Annotated in this window: 18 protein-coding genes; 6 read left to right on the forward strand and 12 right to left on the reverse strand. The window is 72.3% G+C overall.

The window, feature by feature from the left end:
- Window positions 1-127: 127 nt before the first annotated feature.
- The 4 genes from K7640_RS06235 to K7640_RS06250 form a co-directional block, all read right to left on the reverse strand.
- The gene (locus K7640_RS06235; protein ID WP_222953756.1) at window positions 128-838 is read right to left on the reverse strand and encodes a lytic transglycosylase domain-containing protein; all 711 of its coding nucleotides are present in this window, start codon (window positions 836-838) and stop codon (window positions 128-130) included.
- A 287-nt stretch (window positions 839-1,125) separates the two neighbouring features.
- On the reverse strand, window positions 1,126-2,535 hold the full coding sequence (locus K7640_RS06240) for a PhoH family protein (protein ID WP_222953757.1): 1,410 nt from the start codon (window positions 2,533-2,535) through the stop codon (window positions 1,126-1,128).
- Between the two features lie 379 nt (window positions 2,536-2,914).
- Window positions 2,915-3,235 carry a hypothetical protein gene (locus K7640_RS06245; RefSeq protein WP_222953758.1) on the reverse strand — a complete coding sequence of 107 codons (321 nt, stop codon included), beginning with the start codon at window positions 3,233-3,235 and terminating at the stop codon, window positions 2,915-2,917.
- 37 nt (window positions 3,236-3,272) lie between these two features.
- On the reverse strand, window positions 3,273-3,617 hold the full coding sequence (locus tag K7640_RS06250; RefSeq protein WP_222953759.1) for a hypothetical protein: 345 nt from the start codon (window positions 3,615-3,617) through the stop codon (window positions 3,273-3,275).
- A gap of 264 nt (window positions 3,618-3,881) precedes the next feature.
- Here K7640_RS06250 and K7640_RS06255 point away from each other — a divergent pair, with 264 nt between their 5' ends.
- The 3 genes from K7640_RS06255 (at window position 3,882) to otsB (ending at window position 5,731) form a co-directional block, all read left to right on the forward strand.
- The gene (locus tag K7640_RS06255) at window positions 3,882-4,322 is read left to right on the forward strand and encodes a helix-turn-helix transcriptional regulator (RefSeq protein ID WP_222953760.1); all 441 of its coding nucleotides are present in this window, start codon (window positions 3,882-3,884) and stop codon (window positions 4,320-4,322) included.
- A 161-nt stretch (window positions 4,323-4,483) separates the two neighbouring features.
- Complete coding sequence (locus K7640_RS06260; protein ID WP_222953761.1) at window positions 4,484-4,837, forward strand: hypothetical protein; 354 nt, start codon at window positions 4,484-4,486, stop codon at window positions 4,835-4,837.
- Window positions 4,838-4,906: 69 nt separating this feature from the next.
- Window positions 4,907-5,731: a trehalose-phosphatase gene (gene otsB, locus K7640_RS06265; protein ID WP_222953762.1), complete on the forward strand. Its 825-nt coding sequence runs from the start codon at window positions 4,907-4,909 to the stop codon at window positions 5,729-5,731.
- Between the two features lie 53 nt (window positions 5,732-5,784).
- Here the strand turns inward: otsB and K7640_RS06270 are convergent, their stop codons facing one another.
- The 4 genes from K7640_RS06270 to K7640_RS06285 all read right to left on the reverse strand — a co-directional run bounded on the left by K7640_RS06270 (window position 5,785) and on the right by K7640_RS06285 (window position 10,549).
- A complete protein-coding gene (locus K7640_RS06270) occupies window positions 5,785-6,555 on the reverse strand; it encodes an isoprenyl transferase (RefSeq protein WP_222953763.1) in 771 nt (256 codons plus the stop codon).
- Window positions 6,556-6,586: 31 nt separating this feature from the next.
- The gene (locus tag K7640_RS06275) at window positions 6,587-7,723 is read right to left on the reverse strand and encodes a geranylgeranyl reductase family protein (RefSeq protein WP_222953764.1); all 1,137 of its coding nucleotides are present in this window, start codon (window positions 7,721-7,723) and stop codon (window positions 6,587-6,589) included.
- Between the two features lie 101 nt (window positions 7,724-7,824).
- On the reverse strand, window positions 7,825-8,670 hold the full coding sequence (locus K7640_RS06280) for a hypothetical protein (RefSeq protein WP_222953765.1): 846 nt from the start codon (window positions 8,668-8,670) through the stop codon (window positions 7,825-7,827).
- Between the two features lie 37 nt (window positions 8,671-8,707).
- The gene (locus tag K7640_RS06285) at window positions 8,708-10,549 is read right to left on the reverse strand and encodes a phosphoenolpyruvate carboxykinase (GTP) (RefSeq protein ID WP_222953766.1); all 1,842 of its coding nucleotides are present in this window, start codon (window positions 10,547-10,549) and stop codon (window positions 8,708-8,710) included.
- Window positions 10,550-11,029: 480 nt separating this feature from the next.
- Here K7640_RS06285 and K7640_RS06290 point away from each other — a divergent pair, with 480 nt between their 5' ends.
- Both K7640_RS06290 and K7640_RS06295 read left to right on the forward strand, forming a co-directional pair.
- Window positions 11,030-11,578, forward strand: a complete 549-nt coding sequence (locus K7640_RS06290) for a GtrA family protein (protein ID WP_308042475.1) — start codon at window positions 11,030-11,032, stop codon at window positions 11,576-11,578.
- 63 nt (window positions 11,579-11,641) lie between these two features.
- The gene (locus tag K7640_RS06295) at window positions 11,642-12,349 is read left to right on the forward strand and encodes a GtrA family protein (RefSeq protein ID WP_222953767.1); all 708 of its coding nucleotides are present in this window, start codon (window positions 11,642-11,644) and stop codon (window positions 12,347-12,349) included.
- 210 nt (window positions 12,350-12,559) lie between these two features.
- Here K7640_RS06295 and K7640_RS06300 read toward each other — a convergent pair whose 3' ends face one another.
- Window positions 12,560-13,132: a PH domain-containing protein gene (locus K7640_RS06300; RefSeq protein ID WP_222953768.1), complete on the reverse strand. Its 573-nt coding sequence runs from the start codon at window positions 13,130-13,132 to the stop codon at window positions 12,560-12,562.
- Window positions 13,133-13,270: 138 nt separating this feature from the next.
- Complete coding sequence (locus K7640_RS06305) at window positions 13,271-14,146, reverse strand: biotin--[acetyl-CoA-carboxylase] ligase (RefSeq protein WP_222953769.1); 876 nt, start codon at window positions 14,144-14,146, stop codon at window positions 13,271-13,273.
- A 176-nt stretch (window positions 14,147-14,322) separates the two neighbouring features.
- On the opposite strand from K7640_RS06305, the gene K7640_RS06310 reads away from it, so the two are divergent.
- Complete coding sequence (locus tag K7640_RS06310; protein WP_222953770.1) at window positions 14,323-15,906, forward strand: acyl-CoA carboxylase subunit beta; 1,584 nt, start codon at window positions 14,323-14,325, stop codon at window positions 15,904-15,906.
- A gap of 49 nt (window positions 15,907-15,955) precedes the next feature.
- Here the strand turns inward: K7640_RS06310 and K7640_RS06315 are convergent, their stop codons facing one another.
- Both K7640_RS06315 and K7640_RS06320 read right to left on the reverse strand, forming a co-directional pair.
- Window positions 15,956-16,840 (reverse strand): hypothetical protein, encoded by an 885-nt coding sequence (locus K7640_RS06315; RefSeq protein ID WP_222953771.1) that lies wholly within the window; start codon window positions 16,838-16,840, stop codon window positions 15,956-15,958.
- Complete coding sequence (locus K7640_RS06320) at window positions 16,833-17,333, reverse strand: sigma-70 family RNA polymerase sigma factor (RefSeq protein WP_222953772.1); 501 nt, start codon at window positions 17,331-17,333, stop codon at window positions 16,833-16,835. The genes K7640_RS06315 and K7640_RS06320 overlap by 8 nt, the downstream gene beginning before the upstream one ends.
- Window positions 17,334-17,342: the final 9 nt, after the last annotated feature.

The raw sequence follows: 17,342 nt of genomic DNA on the forward strand, positions 1-17,342 counted from the left end.
CCCCGCCTGTGGTCACCCTCCAAGAGCTATCAGCTATCCGGGGCAACCGCCACCCGTGCGCGGGGCGAGACGGCGGCGGGGGGGGGGGGCGCCCCCCCCCCCCGCCGTCGACGTCAATCGGTGATGATCAGTACCAGCCGGAGTTCTGCGAGTGGCTCCAGGCGCCGCACGGGTTGTCGTAGCGGCCCTCGATGTAGCCGAGGCCCCACTTGATCTGGGTGGCCGGGTTGGTCTCCCAGTCGTCACCCACCGTGGCCATCTTGCTGCCCGGGACCGCCTGCGGGATGCCGTGCGCCCCCGAGCTGGAGTTGTGTGCCTTCGGGTTCCAGCCGCTCTCCTTGGTCCAGAGCTTGTCCAGGCACGGGAACTGGTCGATGCCGAAGCCGTCCTGGATCATCAGCGCGCAGCCGATCTTCCGGTTGCCGCTGTACTCGTTGCAGGAGGCGGGGATCGGGCCGTCGTACGGCTTGCTCGCCTTCTTGGCGGCCTCCTCCTCGGCCTTCTTGCGGGCCGCGGCCTCCTCGCGCTCCTTCTTCCGGGACGCGGCGGCGCGTTCGGCCTGCCGGGCCCGCTCCGCGGCCTCCTTGGCCGCCGCGGCGGCGCGCAGCCGGGCCTGGTACTCGGCGGCCCGCTGCTTGGCGGCGTCGACCCGGTGATCGGCCTGCCGCTCCTGCTGGTAGCGGTATTCGGCCCGGTCGACCTGGAACCCGACCTGCGCGGTCAGGCCCTGCTGCTGGACTTCCCGGTCTTCACCCAGATAGAAGCCGCCGGCTACGCCCACGGAGAGCAGCGCGACAGCGGCCGTGCGGGCGCCGAACCGGCTCCACAGCCGACTCACGAAGTGGTCCCTTCGTCGGGGGCAAGGACGCGGCGAGGTGGCCGGTGCCGGCCCGTCCGCGCCGCGAGCGCCCCGACCTCAAAGCCGGTCGCAGCCGACGCACTGGCGGTCGCCGATGCCGCTCGCCGTGGGGCGAGCGATCCTCAACGATCTTCCTGGTGCGTGGGCGCTCGATGGAAACCATCGCGCACGGTGAGGCTGATGGGAAACCGGCGACTCAATTTGTGATCTGCACCACAAAGCGAATGCGGACGTAAACGACCAGAACCGCCGGCTCGGCGGCCCGGCTACGGAATGTCCTCCAGCAGATCCGTGACCATCGCGGCGATCGGAGAACGCTCCGAACGGGTGAGGGTGACGTGCGCGAACAGCGGATGACCCTTCAGCGTCTCGATCACCGCGGTCACCCCGTCGTGCCGGCCGACCCGCAGGTTGTCCCGCTGCGCCACGTCGTGGGTGAGCACCACCCGGGAGCCCTGGCCGATCCGGGAGAGCACGGTGAGCAGCACCCCGCGCTCCAGCGACTGGGCCTCGTCGACGATGACGAAGGCGTCGTGCAGGCTCCGGCCCCGGATGTGGGTAAGCGGCAGCACCTCCAGCAGCCCGCGCGCGGTGACCTCCTCCAGCACGTTCTCGTGCACCACCGCGCCGAGGGTGTCGAAGACGGCCTGCGCCCAGGGCGACATCTTCTCCGACTCCGAACCGGGCAGGTAGCCCAGCTCCTGACCGCCGACCGCGTACAGCGGCCGGAAGACGACCACCTTCTTGTGCCGGCGGCGCTCCATCACCGCCTCCAGACCGGCGCAGAGCGCCAGCGCGGACTTGCCGGTGCCGGCCCGGCCGCCGAGCGAGACGATCCCGATCGACTCGTCGAGCAGCAGGTCCAGCGCGATCCGCTGCTCGGCCGAGCGGCCGTGCACGCCGAACGCCTCCCGGTCGCCGCGAACCAGCCGCACCGTCTTGTCGGGCAGCACCCGGCCGAGCGCCGAGCCCCGGGCCGAGTGCAGCACCAGGCCGGTGTGGCAGGGCAGCCCCGCCGCGGCGTCCAGGTCGAGGGTCTCGCCCGCGTACAGCTGCCCGATCTGTTCCTCGGCCAGCTCCAGCTCGGCCATCCCGGTCCAGGTGGGGTCGCTGGCCTGGCCGTGCCGATATTCGTCCGCGCGCAGCCCGACCGAGGCGGCCTTCACCCGCAGCGGCATGTCCTTGCTGACCAGGGTCACCTCCCGCCCCTCGGCGGCGAGGTTGAGCGCCACGGACAGGATCCGGGCGTCGTTCGACTCGTTGCGGAAGCCGGGCGGCAACACCCCGTCGTCGGTGTGGTTGAGCTCCACCCGCAGCGTGCCGCCCTGCTCGTTGGCGGGCAGCGGGCGGTCCAGCCGGCCGTGCGTCACCCGCAGCTCGTCCAGCATGCGCAGCGCCTGCCGGGCGAACCAGCCCAGCTCGGGGTGGTGCCGCTTCCCCTCCAGCTCGGAGATCACCACCAGCGGCAGCACCACCTCGTGCTCGGCGAAACGGTGGAACGCCGCGGGATCGGAGAGCAGGACCGAGGTGTCCAGGACGAAGACCTGGCCCGATGGTCGGGGCTCCTCGGTGTCGGCGGGGGCGGCCGCCGCCCGGCGGCTCCGGGTGGTCCGGCGGGTCGTGGCAGTCGCGGCCGGGGTCTGGTCGGCCCCGGTAGCGGTACGGCGAGTCGTCACAGGCCTGCTCCGCGGGTGGGCACCCGGCCACCCGAGTCCGCCTCGTCCGGTGCCCGGTGGACACGGGGTCGGATGCGGGCCCCGTGCGCGAGGTCGCAGGTCCGGGCTGGCCGGCTGGCCCGGGGGAACCCCGCGCCATGAGTAGACGCTAGCGGCGCGCGGGCGCGGCGGCTAGTACCCGAACTGGATCTCACCCGACGGGCGGGTCAGGCGGTGTTTCCCACCGGGCCCGGCCGAGGCGGCGTACGGGCGGCGGTCCGGCCGGGATGCATGCCCCCTGCGCGCATCCCGGCCGGCGAGGCCCGGCGTCACCGGTCTGACGCCGGCCCCGACGGTGCGCGTCCGCCGCGGACGGCGCACCGCGTCCAGTGGTGGGGCCTCAGCCCCGGCGCCGGACCAGGGTGCCGGTCGGGTGTCGGCCGGTCACCGCGGGGGCGGTGAACGACGAGCCGGTGTAGGTGGTGCCCTGCCGGCTCCCGGCACCGCCCGAGCGGGCGGCGGAGGCCGACAGCGCCGAGGCGATCGCCGCCTGGGCGTCCCGCCGGCGGCGGTTCCAGGCCCCCCGGTCGCCGTCGAAGTAGCCCTGGCGGTAGCCGAACCGGTAGCCGATGCGGTAGCTGAGCTGGCCGTGCAGCCGGCCGGCCGCGTAGCTGGTCGAGGCGAGCACGAGGACCAGGACGACGGCGAGGAAGGGGCTCATCCCGCGACTCCGGCGGGTCGCGGGATGACGGAGGGGGTCATCGGTCCTCCGGCTCTGCCCGGCTGGGGTCGACCACCAGCAGCCGCTCCAGGTCGGCGGTGGTCACCTCCTCCACCAGTTCGACGCTGATCCGGCAGCCGTCCAGGACGACCTCGGCCACCGAGGAGCGCCGGATCTCGCCGCCGGCGTCGTACACCCGGACGCTCAGCTCGGGGCAGCCGAGATGGGTGCGCCAGGCGTCCCACTCGCCCCGGTCGGCGACGCTCAGCGACAGGTAGCGGCAGCCGCGGGCGAGGTAGAGGCGCCAGGGCGCGCTCAGGCCGGCGGCCACTCCGTCGGCGATCAGGCGGAAGGCCTGGGCACGGGTAGCGAGTTCGGTCACCACACCCCCCGTGCGGCGAAGGAGTGACGCATGTGAGCACTGATCGTCTCATGCACGTGACACACCGTAGATTGTCCCATGAACGTGACAGTATCAGCTTTTCGTCCGGTTACCGCGGTCCGTGACGGCAGCTAATCTGCCCGGGTGACACCCCTCAGAGCAGGCAATAAGTCGTTTACCGGCACAGAGTTGAAGTCGTCTCACAGGCGAGACGGCAGCGCGCCGGGTCCACCCTCGACGGCCACCCGGCCGTACCGTCACGGGGTGACCGAGACGAACAACGCGCGGAAGATCGCCTTCGCCACCTTCGTCCGCCGGGCGCTCGACGACGCCCGGGCGACCCGGGCATGGAGCGGCACCGAGGTGTCCCGCCGCACCGGCGTCTCCCGGCAGACCATCAACCGGTGGGTCCGCGGCGACTGGGCCAGCGACCCGGAGGCGGAACGGGTGGTCGCGTTCTGTGAGGGGCTCGGGCTCAACCCGGCCGCCGCCTTCGGCGCGCTCGGCTGGGACCGCACCGCCCCGGCCGCCGCCGACCCGGTCACCCCGGAGATGGACCCGGACGTCGCCGCGCTGCTGCGCCGTTTGGTCGATCCGGGAGTCTCGGACGCGGAGAAGTTCCACATCCGAGAAACCATTCGTTATCTCGCATATCGCCCATCCCTCCCCGTCGATGTCCGAAATCGACGGAAACAAGCGGGCTAGTTCTCCAGATGGCGAAAGAACGCCTGGTCAGCCTCCATCGTTTCCCTTCCGGGACGGACCCGGCACGCTAGCGTCCTGTCTGTACTGCTTGGGCTCGTCATCGGCGGGGGGACGGGACAAGGCCGAACCCAGCCCTGCGGGACAGAAGGAGGGGTCTGTCCATGACCCTGAAATGGTGGGCAGTCGTGGTCGCGGTGGTGTGCCTGACCTCCGCCGTGACCGCCAACGTGGTGATCGTCGCGGTCGACGGCGAGCAGGTTCCCCTGCTCGTCAATCTCTTCGCCCTCACCACCGCCGGCACGGCGGTCGTCCTGGCCGTCCTCGCCGAGCTGCACGACCGGCTCAACGACCGGGTCACCGCGCTCACCGAGTTCCTGGTGGCCCGGCTGAACGAGATCGAGGCGCACACCGGCGACCGCAACGCCGGCTTCGTGGAGGGCTACCTGCTCACCCACGGCCCCGATGCGGCCGTCGTACCGCTCGATCGGCGCGGCCGGGGAGCCGCCGAACGCTGATCCCCCGGACGGTTGAGCGTCACCTCTCGGCCACGAGCGGGCGACCGCCCCCGGGGTACGCTTTCGCGCGTGCCGCCGTTGAATCTGGGCAACCAGCAGCCGAAGACCCCGTTGGACGCCGAGCAGGCCTGGCGCGCCACCGGCGCGAGGGCCAGTGAGACAGTTCTGTTCTTCGACTTCGACGGCACCCTCGCCCCGGTCGACGACGACCCCACCGCCGTGCGCCCCGCGCCGAAGGTGCTCGCCGCGATCGAGGCGCTGGCGCCGGTCGTCCGCCGGGTGGCCATCGTCTCGGCCCGCCCGGTGGAGTTCCTCCGCGAGCAGCTCGGCGGCCTGCACGGCGTCGACCTCTACGGCCTGTACGGGCTGGAGCACAGCCACTCCGGCGGCGAGACGGTGACCGAGCCGGCCGCGCTGCCCTGGGTGCCCACCATGTCCGAGCTGGCCGACCAGGCCCGGGCCGAGCTGCCCGCCGGCACGCTCGTCGAGTTCAAGCGACTCTCCGTCGCGCTGCACTGGCGCACCTCGCCGCAGCTCGGGCCGGAGGTGGAGCGGTGGGGGCGGGAGCAGGCCGACCGGCTGGGCCTCAAGTGCCAGGCCGGCCGGATGGTGCTGGAGATCAAGCCGCCGGTCGACCGCGACAAGGGCATGGTCATCGGCGAGGTCGTCCGGGACGCGGGCGGCGCCTGGTATTTCGGCGACGACGTCTCCGACATCAAGGCCTTCGCCGCGTTGCGCGCCCGGGCCGCGGCGGATCCCCGCTTCGTGGGCGTCTGCGTCGCGGTGGCGAACCCGGAGACGGGTCACGAGGTGGCCGAGGCGGCCGACCTCACCATCGACTCCCCCGCCGCGCTCGGCGACTTCCTGACCGCCGCCCTCCCGCACCTGACCTGACCTGACTGTGCCACCGGCCCGGCGGCCGGGACCGTCGCCGGTGCCCGGCGGGATCAGACCCCGAAGCGGCGTTGCCGGGTGGCGTAGGAGCGCAGCGCACGCAGGAAGTCGACGCGGCGGAAGTCGGGCCAGTTGAGCTCGCAGAAGTAGTATTCCGAGTGCACCGACTGCCAGAGCATGAAGCCGGAGAGGCGCTGCTCGCCGCTGGTCCGGATGATCAGATCCGGGTCCGGCAGGCCCTTGGTGTAGAGGTGCTCGGAGATGTGGTCGACGTCGATCGAGTTGGCCAGCTCCTCGACGGTGCCGCCGGCCGCCACGTGCTCCAGCAGCAGCGACCGCACCGCGTCGGCGATCTCGCGCCGCCCGCCGTACCCGACGGCGATGTTGACCTGGGCGCCGCCGGCCCGGTCCCGGGTGCGCTCCTCGGCGGCCTTCAGGGCCTGCGCCAGCTGGGCGGGCAGCACGTCCAACGCGCCGACCATCCGCAGCCGCCAGGGGTTGCCCTCCTCGGCCAGCTCGGTGCTCAGATCCTCGATGATCTGCAGCAGCGGGTTGAGCTCCTCGGCCGGGCGGGAGAGGTTGTCGGTGGAGAGCAGCCAGAGCGTGACGTGGCCGACCCCGGCCGCGTCGCACCAGCGCAGCAGCTCCTTGATCCGCTCGGCGCCCATCCGGTGGCCGTCGTTGGGGTCGACGAAGCCCATCTCCCGCGCCCACCGGCGGTTGCCGTCGCACATGACACCGACGTGCCGGGGCACCGGCTTGCCCGCGAGCTTCGCCGTCAGGCGCCGCTCGTAAACGGAGTAGAGGAGATTCCGCAGAGTCATCACCTTGCAGGGTAGCGACCGATCGGAAAGATCAGTGTCGCGGTGGCCGATCCCACGCCGAGAGACCGACGCCGATCATCGCGAGGGTCCGCGCGTCCAGGCGGCCGTCGCCGAGCCCCAGCTCGACCACCGTGGCGTACACCCGCGGGTCCCGCCGGGCGGCGCGGACCGCCGCGTCCACCACCGGCCGGCGCCGGGCCAGCCAGGCGGCGGTCGAGCTGTGCCGCAGGTGCCGGCCGAGGCGGCGGCGCAGGTCGGCGGTGTAGCGCGCGCCGGCCCGCTCCGGCGACCCGGCGGCCGCCGCGCCGGCCAGCGCGCCGGAGAGCAGCGCGTAGAAGATCCCCTCGCCGGTGAACGGGTTGATCAGGGACAGGGCGTCACCGGCCAGCACCAGCCGGCCCCGACCGGGGGCCGGCCGCCAGGTCGACAGCGGCAGGTGGTGCGCGCGCAGCCCGGTCGCCGCCGCCGGGTCGGTCTCCGGCAGCAGCGCGGCCAGCCGGTCCAGCAGGTGGGCCCGGGTCAGCGGCTCGCCGCGCAACACCTCCCCGTACCCGACGTTCGCCCGCCCGTCGCCGATCGGAAAGGACCAGGCGTACGCCGGCCAGCGCGCGGCCGAGGTGACGATGAGCTGCTCGGGCGGGCCGGGACGGGCCGGAGCGTACCCCCGGATGGCCAGCGCCAGGTGCCGGTCCGGGTTCACCGGGTGGCCGAGCGCCCGGCGGACCACCGAGCCCGCCCCGTCCGCGCCGACCACCGCCCGGCCGCTGACCTGGCCGTCCAGCACCACCCGGTCGGCGCGGACGTCGAGGTGGCGCACGGTGTGCCGGCGCAGTTCCGCCCCGGCCGCCACCGCCGCGGCCACCAGCCGGGCGTCGAAGACCTCGCGGGGCACCGTGTACGCCGGCCGGGGCAACTCCCGGGCCACCACCCCGCCGCCGGGCCCGACCAGCCGCAGCGCCGGCACCGGGGCGTACCCGTCGACCACCCCGGTCACCCCCAGCTCACCGAGCACGTCCACCGCGTGCGCCGCGATCCCGTCCCCACACGCCTTGTCCCGGGGAAAGTCGTACCGATCCAGCAGCAACACCCGCGGCGCCCCCGCCCGCCGCGCCGCCAACGCCGCCGCGGCCCCCGCCGGCCCCGCCCCCACCACCACCACATCCCACACGCCCCTATTTTCCCCTCCCCCGCACCCAGCCCCCCTTCGTTGATCATGAAGTTTGCGTCGGAAATCCGGCCATGGACGACGCAAACTTCATGATCAACGGGTCAGGGGGTGCGCGGGGCGCGGTGGAGGGACCAGAGGCAGAGGAGGGCGGCGGAGAGCAGGGGGGCGCCGTCGCGGATCAGGCCGTCGACGTCGAGCAGCCACCAGCAGAGGGGGAGGTCCACGGCCAGGACGGCGACGGTGGTGACGACCAGCAGTTTGCGGGCCCAGGGGCGGTGCCGCATGAGGAACGCGGTGGCGAAGAGCACCACGTAGCTGACCACGATGCCGGCGACGAACCAGCCCAGCACCGCCGGCACGGCGCTGAGCCCGCCGTCCAGGATGGACCCGCCGGCGACCAGCGCCGGCACCAGCATCAGCGGGCTGTAGGTGAAGGCGGCGACCCGGGCGGTGAGCAGCCAGCCGGTGACCGCGGGCCGCTTCGGCGCCACCTCCCGCCAGGAGATCGCGCCGTGCTCCAGGACCAGGCCCTTGCGGTGCCGGACCAGGTACCCGCCCACCGCGTCCGACCGGTACAGCAGCCCCACCACCGCCACGCAGAGCGCGGTGAGCAGCCCGAAGCCGAGCAGGCCGGGCAGCGGCGGCACCCCCTGCCGGGGCACCACCAGCCGGCCCACCGCGAAGACGGTGGTGACCGCCAGGATCAGGCCGAACGGCTTGGCCACCGTCCGGCCCCGGTTGACGTGCCCGATCAGCACCAGGAAAGCCACCGAGCGGAGCATCGCCCAACCGGTCCGTACCGCCAGGCCGAACTCCTGCTCCGGCGCGTACCACCAGTTGAGCAGCTCGACCACGACGGTGGCCGCCGCCGTGACGGCCAGCAGGGTGCTCAGCGCCCGGACGGCGGACGGCCGCCGGACCTCGACAGGTTCGGCGGCCGTCCTCATGGCACCCGATGTTGCCCGGTACGGGCAACGCTCACACCTACCGCTGCGGCTCCGCGTCCAGCCGGGCGCGCAGCGCGTCCAGCTCGGCCCAGAGCACGCCGGGCAGCTTGTCGCCGAACTTCTCGAACCACTCGGTGACCAGCGGCAGCTCGTTGCGCCACTCCGCCGGGTCGACCTTGAGCGCGATCCGGACGTCCTCCGGGGTCATGTCCAGGCCCTCGACGTCGAGCGCGTCCTGGGCGGGGACCATGCCGATCGGCGTCTCGACGGCCTCGGCCCGGCCCTCCAGCCGCTCGATTACCCACTTGAGCACCCGGGAGTTCTCCCCGAAGCCCGGCCAGAGGAAGTTGCCCTCGGGATCCTTACGGAACCAGTTGACGTAGTAGATCTTCGGCAGCTTGGCCTCGTCACCGTCGGCGCCCTTGCCCATCTCGATCCAGTGCCGGAAGTAGTCGCCGGCGTGGTAGCCGATGAACGGCAGCATCGCCATCGGGTCACGGCGGACCACGCCGACCGCGCCGGAGGCCGCAGCGGTGGTCTCCGAGGAGAGCGTGGCGCCCATGTAGACGCCGTGCACCCAGTCGCGGGCCTCCGTGACCAGCGGGACGGTGTCCCGGCGCCGGCCACCGAACAGGATGGCGTCGATCGGCACCCCGTTCGGGTCGTAGTAGTCCTCGGCCAGGATCGGGCACTGGGTGATCGGGGTGCAGAACCGGCTGTTGGGGTGCGAGGAGAGTTCATCGCTCTCCGGCGTCCAGTCCCGGCCCTTCCAGTCGGTGAGGTGGGCCGGCGGCTCGCCCATGCCCTCCCACCAGACATCCCCGTCGTCGGTCAGGCCGACGTTGGTGAAGACCGAGTTGCCGCGCTCGATGGTGCGCATCGCGTTGGCGTTGGTCTTCCAGCCGGTGCCGGGCGCGACGCCGAAGAGGCCGTACTCGGGGTTGACCGCGTAGAGGCGACCGTCCGGGCCGAACCGCATCCAGGCGATGTCGTCGCCGATGGTCTCGACCTTCCAGCCCGGGATGGTCGGCTCCAGCATGGCGAGGTTGGTCTTGCCGCAGGCCGACGGGAAGGCGCCGGCCACGTGGTAGACCTTGCCCTCCGGCGAGGTGATCTTGAGGATCAGCATGTGCTCGGCGAGCCAACCCTCGTCCCGCCCCATCACGCTGGCGATCCGCAGGGAGTAGCACTTCTTACCGAGCAGGGAGTTGCCGCCATAGCCCGAGCCGAACGACCAGATCTCCCGGGTCTCCGGGAAGTGGGAGATGTACTTGGTCTCGTTGCACGGCCACGGCACGTCCTGCTGGCCGGGCGCGAGCGGGGCGCCGATGGAGTGCAGGGCGTGCACGAAGTCCGCGTCGTCGCCCATCGCCTCCAGGACCTTGGCACCCATCCGGGTCATGATCCGCATCGAGGCGACCACGTACCCGCTGTCCGTGATCTCGACGCCGAACATGGGCCTCTCGGCCTCGGCCGGGCCCATGACGAACGGGATGACGTACATCGTCCGACCCCGCATCGAGCCGCGGTAGAGGTCCGTCATGGTCCGCTTCATCTCGGCCGGCGCCATCCAGTTGTTGGTGGGGCCGGCGTCCGCCTCGTCGACGGAGCAGATATAGGTGCGGTCCTCCACCCGGGCCACGTCGGACGGGTCCGTCCGCGCGTAGAACGAGTTGGGCTTCTTCTCCGGGTTCAGCCGGATCAGGGTGCCGTTCTCGACGAGTTCGTCGGTCAGCCGACGCCACTCCTCATCGGACCCGTCCACCCAGACCACCCGGTCGGGGGTGGTCAGTTCCGCGACCTCACGTACCCAGGCGAGCAGTTTGGGGTGGGACGTCGGGGCCTGATCGATACCCCGAACAGCAGCCGGAGCAACCATGTCACATCTCCTTGTGGTCGACGCTGACCGATCTATGGGATGCACGAGTACTGGCGAGTGAGGCCTCGCCGTCGTGGAAACCTGGGATTGGGCTCAGCGTAAACCGGGCTGCGCCGCCAGTCAGTGGGACTGGTTGTGAAGAACTGCACAAGGTGCGGTCACGCTGCGGCATCGCGATCTGATACCCGCTTTCGCGCGCAGTTTCACGCAAATCTTCCCGGCAACGTTCGCCGATCGCGCCGGTGGCCGGGCCCCCCGCGTACCAACCGGACGGGACGGAGTGGAATCCGCACCGCCGCCGTCGGGGGACGATTCGGCGAACGGATCCGCAACTTCTTCACAATCCGTTACGCTGCCCTCACGGCCACCGCCGTGGCCCGGTCGACGCCGCCGCGACGGTCGGGGGTGGAACCGCCGAGCCGGGCCGGGCGTTCGCTGTTGCTGCCCGCCGAAAGAGCCGCCAACCGGTAGGCTCTCCGCGTGGCCGCCACGATGACCGGGGAGCAACCAGCCACCCCGCAGACCCGCCCGGGTCTGATCGGCACGCTGATCGACCGGTTCGGTCACCTCGTCCGCGAGCTGAGCAAGTTCGCCACCGTGGGCGGGATCGCCTTCCTCATCGACTTCGCACTCTTCAACTACCTGACCGCCCGTCACGGCGTCGAGCAGTTGACGGCGAAGACCATCTCCACGGTCGTCGCCGCCACCTTCGCCTTCCTCGGCAACCGGTTCTGGACCTGGCGGCACCGGCAGCGCTCCCACCCGGCTCGGGAGTACGCGCTGTTCTTCTTCTTCAACGCGGTCGGCCTGGGCATCGCCGTGGCCTGCCTCGCCCTGAGCCGCTACGGGCTCGGCAGCATCTGGCCGGGGGTCTTCCGCACCGCCCTGGCCGACAACATCGCCAGCTTCGTCGTCGGCACCGGGCTCGGCACGCTGTTCCGGTTCTGGTCGTACCGACGGTTCGTCTTCGTGGAGGCGGGAACACAGTCTGCTCCGGCTTCCCGTCCCGACCGTGACTCCGGGGCGTGACCTGCCGCCCACCTCGTCCCGCCGGGCCGTTCCGGCCCCGCCCACTGCCCTAAGGTGTTCCGCATGCGTCTGGTCCGTCTGCTGCCCGAGAGATGGCAGAAGTTCATCCACGAGGCGCTGAAATTCGGCATCGTCGGCGGCATCAACACCGTTATCAATTACGCGGTGTTCAATGCGCTCGCACTCACCGTTTTTCGGGACGGGCAACTCAAGGCGACGGTGATCGCCACCATCGTGGCCACGATCACGTCGTACCTGATGAATCGGCACTGGACGTACCGGGATCGTCCGAAATCGGCCATGAAGCGGGAGTACGTCCTTTTCTTCCTCTTCAATGCCACCGGTCTGGTGATCGAGCTGGGCGTGCTGGCCGCAGCGAAGTACGGCCTCGGCATCCACAGCCTGCTGGCGCTGAACGTGGCGAAGACGGCGGGTGTCCTGCTGGCCACCCTGTTCCGCTTCTGGTCCTACCGGACGTTCGTCTTCCAGCCCGTCCCGGCGCACGCCGAGCAGACCTGGCACGACGTCCCACGGGACGAGTGGGACACCATGGCCGAGATGGACCCGGTGGCCGAGCTGGCCGAGTCGGTCACCGAGCTGGAGGAGGCGGAGCGGCACCGGTCGGACCGCTCCCCCGCCGACCCGGTGTTCAAGCAACCCCAGGCGCGGACGGCGCCACTCGACGCCGGCCTCGGCCGTACCGTCGGGGGCCTGGAGGCCGAGTTCGCCGCCGAGCTGCACTCCGGCACCCAGCGCTCACGCCGCCCCTGATCGGCCCCGCGCCCGGGCCGGCGAGCCCGGGCGGGTGCCGTTCTTCTAGGCCCTGTCCTGCCGATCATTGCCGGGCTGCGGCGGGCCCAGACGGCGACCGGCGGCGTTGTCGGTTCGTCCGGATACAACACCGGTATCCGGACGAACCGCCGCCTTGCCGGACCGCCGCCTGGACCGCGCCTCGCACCGACATGATCGACAGGACAGGGCCTAGGCCGAGGGGTCGCGCAGCGGCCGGCCCTCGCGCATGTCGGCGAGGATGTCCCGCATCTCGCCGTCACCCAGTGAATGCTTGTCGTGATGGGCCTCGACCAGCTCGTAGAGCCGGGTCTGCACCCGGTCCACCCGGGGCACGTCCCGCAGCACCGACTGGCCGCGCTCGCCCGCGGACTCGATGGTCAGCGTGCCGCAGCCCAGCAGCCGCTCCACGAACCGCTGGTTCATCGAGTGGTCGTTGATCCGGGTGAGCGGCAGGTCCCGCCGCTCCCGGGAGAGCACGCCCTGCTGGAGCAGCACCCGCTCGTTGGTGAACAGGTAGTGGGTAGTGCGCCAGACCAAAAACGGCCAGAGCGCGAGCCAGAGCACCAGCAGCAGGCAGACCGCCGCGACCGCGTAGAGCGCGATCGTGCCGCCGTCGCTCTCGGGCAGCAGGACCCAGCCCGCCACCACCGCGGCGACGGCGAGCACCAGCACCAGGATCGGCCGCAGCAGCGCCTTCCAGTGCGGGTGCAGGTGCAGCACGACGTGCTCGTCCTCGGTGAGCACGTCTTCGGGGAACGCCACGGGAACCTCCTCGCAGAACAGGACGGGGTGACCGTAACGGGTCAGCGCCGCTTCCGGGGATCGGCCGCGCGGGCGTACCGGAGGGTGTTAACAAGGGGCCCCTGCTCTACCGCAGGCGTTAACAAGGGCACCCTCCTTTCACCGCAGGTGCAGGACGTCGCCGGCGGCCAGCCGGCGCTCCCCGGCCGGCCCGCTCACCACCAGCAGCCCGTCCGGGTCGACGCCGGTGGCGGTCCCGTGGAACTGCGAGCCGTCCGGCAGCAGCACCCGCACCTGCCGGCCGACCGTCGCGCAGGCGGCCAGGTAGGCGTCGCGCAGCCCGCAGGCGACGGCGTCCCCGCCGGCCGCCCGCCACCGGTCGTACCAGTCGGCCAGCCCGCGCAGCAGCGCGCGCAGCAGCGGATCCCGGTCGGTCGCCGCGGCGCCGGCCAGCAGCAGCGAGGTGGCCGGCAGGCCGGTCGGGTTCTCCGGCAGCTCGTCGGCGCGCAGCGTCACGTTGAGCCCGATCCCCAGCACGATCGCCGGTGGCTGGGCCGGCGTCGCGCCGGGCACCGACTCGGCCAGCACCCCGGCGCACTTCGCGTCGCCGATCAGCAGGTCGTTCGGCCACTTCAGGCCGGCCTCCAGCTCGGCCAGCCGGGCCACCGACTCGACCAGGGCCACCCCGGCCAGCAGCGGCAGCCAGCCGTACGCCACCGGGGAGACCGGTGACCAGCCGCGCTCGGCGTCGGCCTCGCCGGGCCGGAGCAGGACGCTGGCCGCGATGCCGGCCCGGGGCGGCGACTGCCAGACCCGGCCGCGCCGGCCCCGGCCGCTGGTCTGCCGCTCGGCGACCACCACCAGCCCTGCCGGCTCGCCCGCCTGCGCGGCCGCCGTCACGTCGGCATTCGTCGACCCGGTCTCGGCGCGCAGCTCCAGCCGGCGCCACGGCCCGTGCGGGCCGGCGAGCGCGCGCGCCAGCCGGGCCGCCGACAGCGGCGGGCGGTCCAGGTCGGTGTACGGCGAACCGGGCATCCCGCCAGCCTACTGGCGGGCAAGGAGGGGCCCCCGGTTAACGCCTCCGGTATAGCAGGGGCCCCCGGTTGACACCGGTCCCGAAGCGCCCGGCGCGGGGCGGCGCACCACACCGGCGGGAGCGGTGAGGCGAACTGCACAGCGGCCCGGTCCTGAACCATCGTTATATTCCCTGGGTGACTACCGAGACCGGGACCAACATCCACAGCACCGCGGGCAAGCTGGCGGACCTGGAGCGCCGGGTCGACGAGGCGGTGCACGCCGGATCGGCGCGCGCGGTCGAGAAGCAGCACGCCAGGGGCAAGAAGACCGCCCGGGAGCGGATCGAGATGCTGCTCGACGAGGGCTCCTTCGTCGAGCTGGACGAGTTCGCCCGGCACCGCTCCACCAACTTCGGCCTGGAGAAGACCCGCCCGTACGGCGACGGGGTGGTGACCGGCTACGGCACCGTCGACGGCCGGCAGGTCTGCGTCTTCGCCCAGGACTTCACGGTCTTCGGCGGCTCCCTCGGCGAGGTCTTCGGCGAGAAGATCGTCAAGGTGATGGACCTGGCCATGAAGATCGGTTGCCCGGTGGTCGGCATCAACGACTCCGGCGGCGCCCGGATCCAGGAGGGGGTGGCCTCGCTCGGCCTGTACGGCGAGATCTTCTTCCGCAACGTACGCGCCAGCGGCGTCATCCCGCAGATCTCGCTGATCATGGGCCCGTGCGCGGGCGGGGCGGTCTACTCCCCGGCGGTCACCGACTTCACCGTGATGGTCGACCAGACCTCGCACATGTTCATCACCGGTCCCGACGTGATCAAGACGGTCACCGGCGAGGACGTGGCGATGGAGGAGCTGGGCGGCGCGCGTACCCACAACGCCCGCAGCGGCAACGCGCACTACCTCGCCACCGACGAGGAGGACGCCGTCGAGTACGTGAAGGCGCTGCTGTCCCACCTGCCGTCGAACAACCTCGACGAGCCGGTGGTGTACGAGGCCCCGGCCGACCTCGAGATCTCGGCCGAGGACCGGGAGCTGGACACCCTGATCCCGGACTCGGCCAACCAGCCGTACGACATGCACCGGGTCATCGAGCACGTGCTCGACGACGGGGAGTTCCTGGAGGTGCAGCCGCTCTACGCGCAGAACATGGTGGTCGGCTTCGGCCGGGTGGAGGGCCGCCCGGTGGGCGTGGTGGCCAACCAGCCGATGCACTTCGCCGGCACGCTGGACATCGCCGCGTCGGAGAAGGCCGCCCGGTTCGTGCGCACCTGCGACGCCTTCAACATCCCGGTGCTGACCTTCGTGGACGTGCCCGGCTTCCTGCCCGGCACCGGGCAGGAGTGGGACGGCATCATCCGCCGCGGCGCCAAGCTCATCTACGCGTACGCCGAGGCCACCGTCCCGAAGGTCACCGTGATCACCCGCAAGGCGTACGGCGGGGCGTACGACGTGATGGGCTCGAAGCACCTCGGGGCGGACCTGAACTTCGCCTGGCCGACCGCGCAGATCGCGGTGATGGGCGCGCAGGGCGCGGTGAACATCCTCTACCGGCAGGAGCTGGCCGCCGCCGATGATCCGGCCGCGGTCCGGGCCGAGAAGATCGCCGAGTACGAGGACACCCTGGCCAACCCGTACATCGCGGCCGAGCGCGGTTACGTCGACTCGGTGATCCCGCCGCACGAGACCCGTACCCAGATCGTCCGGGCCCTGCGGGTGCTGCGCACCAAGCGGGAGACCCTGCCGCCGAAGAAGCACGGCAACATCCCGCTGTAGCGGCCCGTCGGGACGCCCTCCCGCCGGGCCGGCGGGAGGGCGTCCCGGGTCAGCAGCCCGGGTTGGCGGCGACGCACATCCGCCGGGCCGCGGCCCTGGCCACGTCAACCAGCTGGGCGTCGGAGAGGTCGGTGCCCGACGCCCACGGGGGCAGGCCCTGCGCCGGCACCAGCACGCTGACCAGGTCACCGACCCGGACCACCAGCGTGGCCTGGGCCCCCGGCGGAACGCCCACCGGCTTGTCGGTCACCGGGTCCACCGGCTGCGAGTAGGTGTGCTGGATCAGGACCGCCTGGTCACCGGCGAAGTCCCGCCGGGCCACCGTCCAGTGGTGGGTGAGCCGGGCGGTGACCGGCGCCTGTTCCCCCTGCTGTACCTGGGTCGTCTCGGTCCACGAGCGGCAGGCGCCCACCAACCGGTCCAGCTCGTCGAAGACCCGGTTCGGGTCGCCGTCCAGGCGGTAGACCACCTGGCTCAGCATCGCACGCCGGTAGGCGGCGCCGTCGCGCTCGTCGGCGCCGATCAGGCTCTGCGACCGGGAGTAGCGGGAGACGGTCTCGTCCGCCGGCGCCCCCTGGGCCTGCGCGCAGGTCCGGAGCACCTCGTCGGCTCGGACCGGCTCCCCCAGCCCCACCTCGTCGAGCCGTAGGTCCGTCCGGGCCGGCAGGTCGGCCGGCACCAGGACGGCCTCCACCGGAATCTCCGTCCGCTGGTGGACCGCCGGCCCGGGAGCGACGGGCGGCAGCTCCGGCACCCCGGCCCGGGGTGGCAGCACGACGGCGGCCGAGGCGACCGCCAGCACTGCCACCGCCGCCATCCCGGCCGTACGCCGGCTGCGACGCCGGGCCCGGGCCCGCAGCTCGGCCGGCTCCGGCCAGGAGACCTCCCGCAGCTCCCGCTGCAACCGCTCCACAAAGGCCGCCTCGTCACGCATCCGCTGCCTCCTCCAGCTCCGGCACCGTGAGCAGGCCGGCGAGGGCGACCCGCCCCCGCGACAGCCGCGCCTTGACCGTGCCCACCGGTGCCGCCGTCTCCCGGGCCACCTCGGCGACGGGCAGGCCGAGCAGGTAGTGCAGCGCGAGGGCGGTGCGCTGCGCCTCGGGCAGCCGGCGCAGCGCGGCCACCACCTCCACCGTCTCGGTGCTCGGGGCCGGCACGTTCTCCGGCGCGCCGTGCCGCAGGTACGCCCGGGCCCGGCTGCGCAGGCTGCGCCAGCGGCTCACCGCGATCCGGCTCGCCACCACCCGCAGCCAGGCCTCCGGGTCGTCGTACCCCTGGACCGTCGACCAGCGCTGCCAGGCCCGGACGTACGCCTCCTGGGCGGCGTCCTGCGCCTCGGCCAGGTCGCCGGTGAGCACGTAGAGAAAGCCGAGCAGCCGTTGTCGGCTGCCCCGGTAGAACTCGTCGAAGCCGTCGCTGTCGGGCACCTGCACCTC

The sequence above is a fragment of the Micromonospora sp. PLK6-60 genome (genome assembly GCF_019890675.1).
Lineage (GTDB): Bacteria > Actinomycetota > Actinomycetes > Mycobacteriales > Micromonosporaceae > Micromonospora.

Excerpts from the sequence above, each read along its gene's own strand:
- K7640_RS06245 (WP_222953758.1), bottom strand. The coding sequence starts at position 3,235 with ATGAGCCCCTTCCTCGCCGTCGTCCTGGTCCTCGTGCTCGCCTCGACC.
- K7640_RS06260 (WP_222953761.1), top strand. The coding sequence starts at position 4,484 with ATGACCCTGAAATGGTGGGCAGTCGTGGTCGCGGTGGTGTGCCTGACC.
- K7640_RS06270 (WP_222953763.1), bottom strand. The coding sequence starts at position 6,555 with ATGACTCTGCGGAATCTCCTCTACTCCGTTTACGAGCGGCGCCTGACG.
- K7640_RS06280 (WP_222953765.1), bottom strand. The coding sequence starts at position 8,670 with ATGAGGACGGCCGCCGAACCTGTCGAGGTCCGGCGGCCGTCCGCCGTC.
- K7640_RS06285 (WP_222953766.1), bottom strand. The coding sequence starts at position 10,549 with ATGGTTGCTCCGGCTGCTGTTCGGGGTATCGATCAGGCCCCGACGTCC.
- K7640_RS06295 (WP_222953767.1), top strand. The coding sequence starts at position 11,642 with ATGCGTCTGGTCCGTCTGCTGCCCGAGAGATGGCAGAAGTTCATCCAC.
- K7640_RS06305 (WP_222953769.1), bottom strand. The coding sequence starts at position 14,146 with ATGCCCGGTTCGCCGTACACCGACCTGGACCGCCCGCCGCTGTCGGCG.
- K7640_RS06315 (WP_222953771.1), bottom strand. The coding sequence starts at position 16,840 with ATGCGTGACGAGGCGGCCTTTGTGGAGCGGTTGCAGCGGGAGCTGCGG.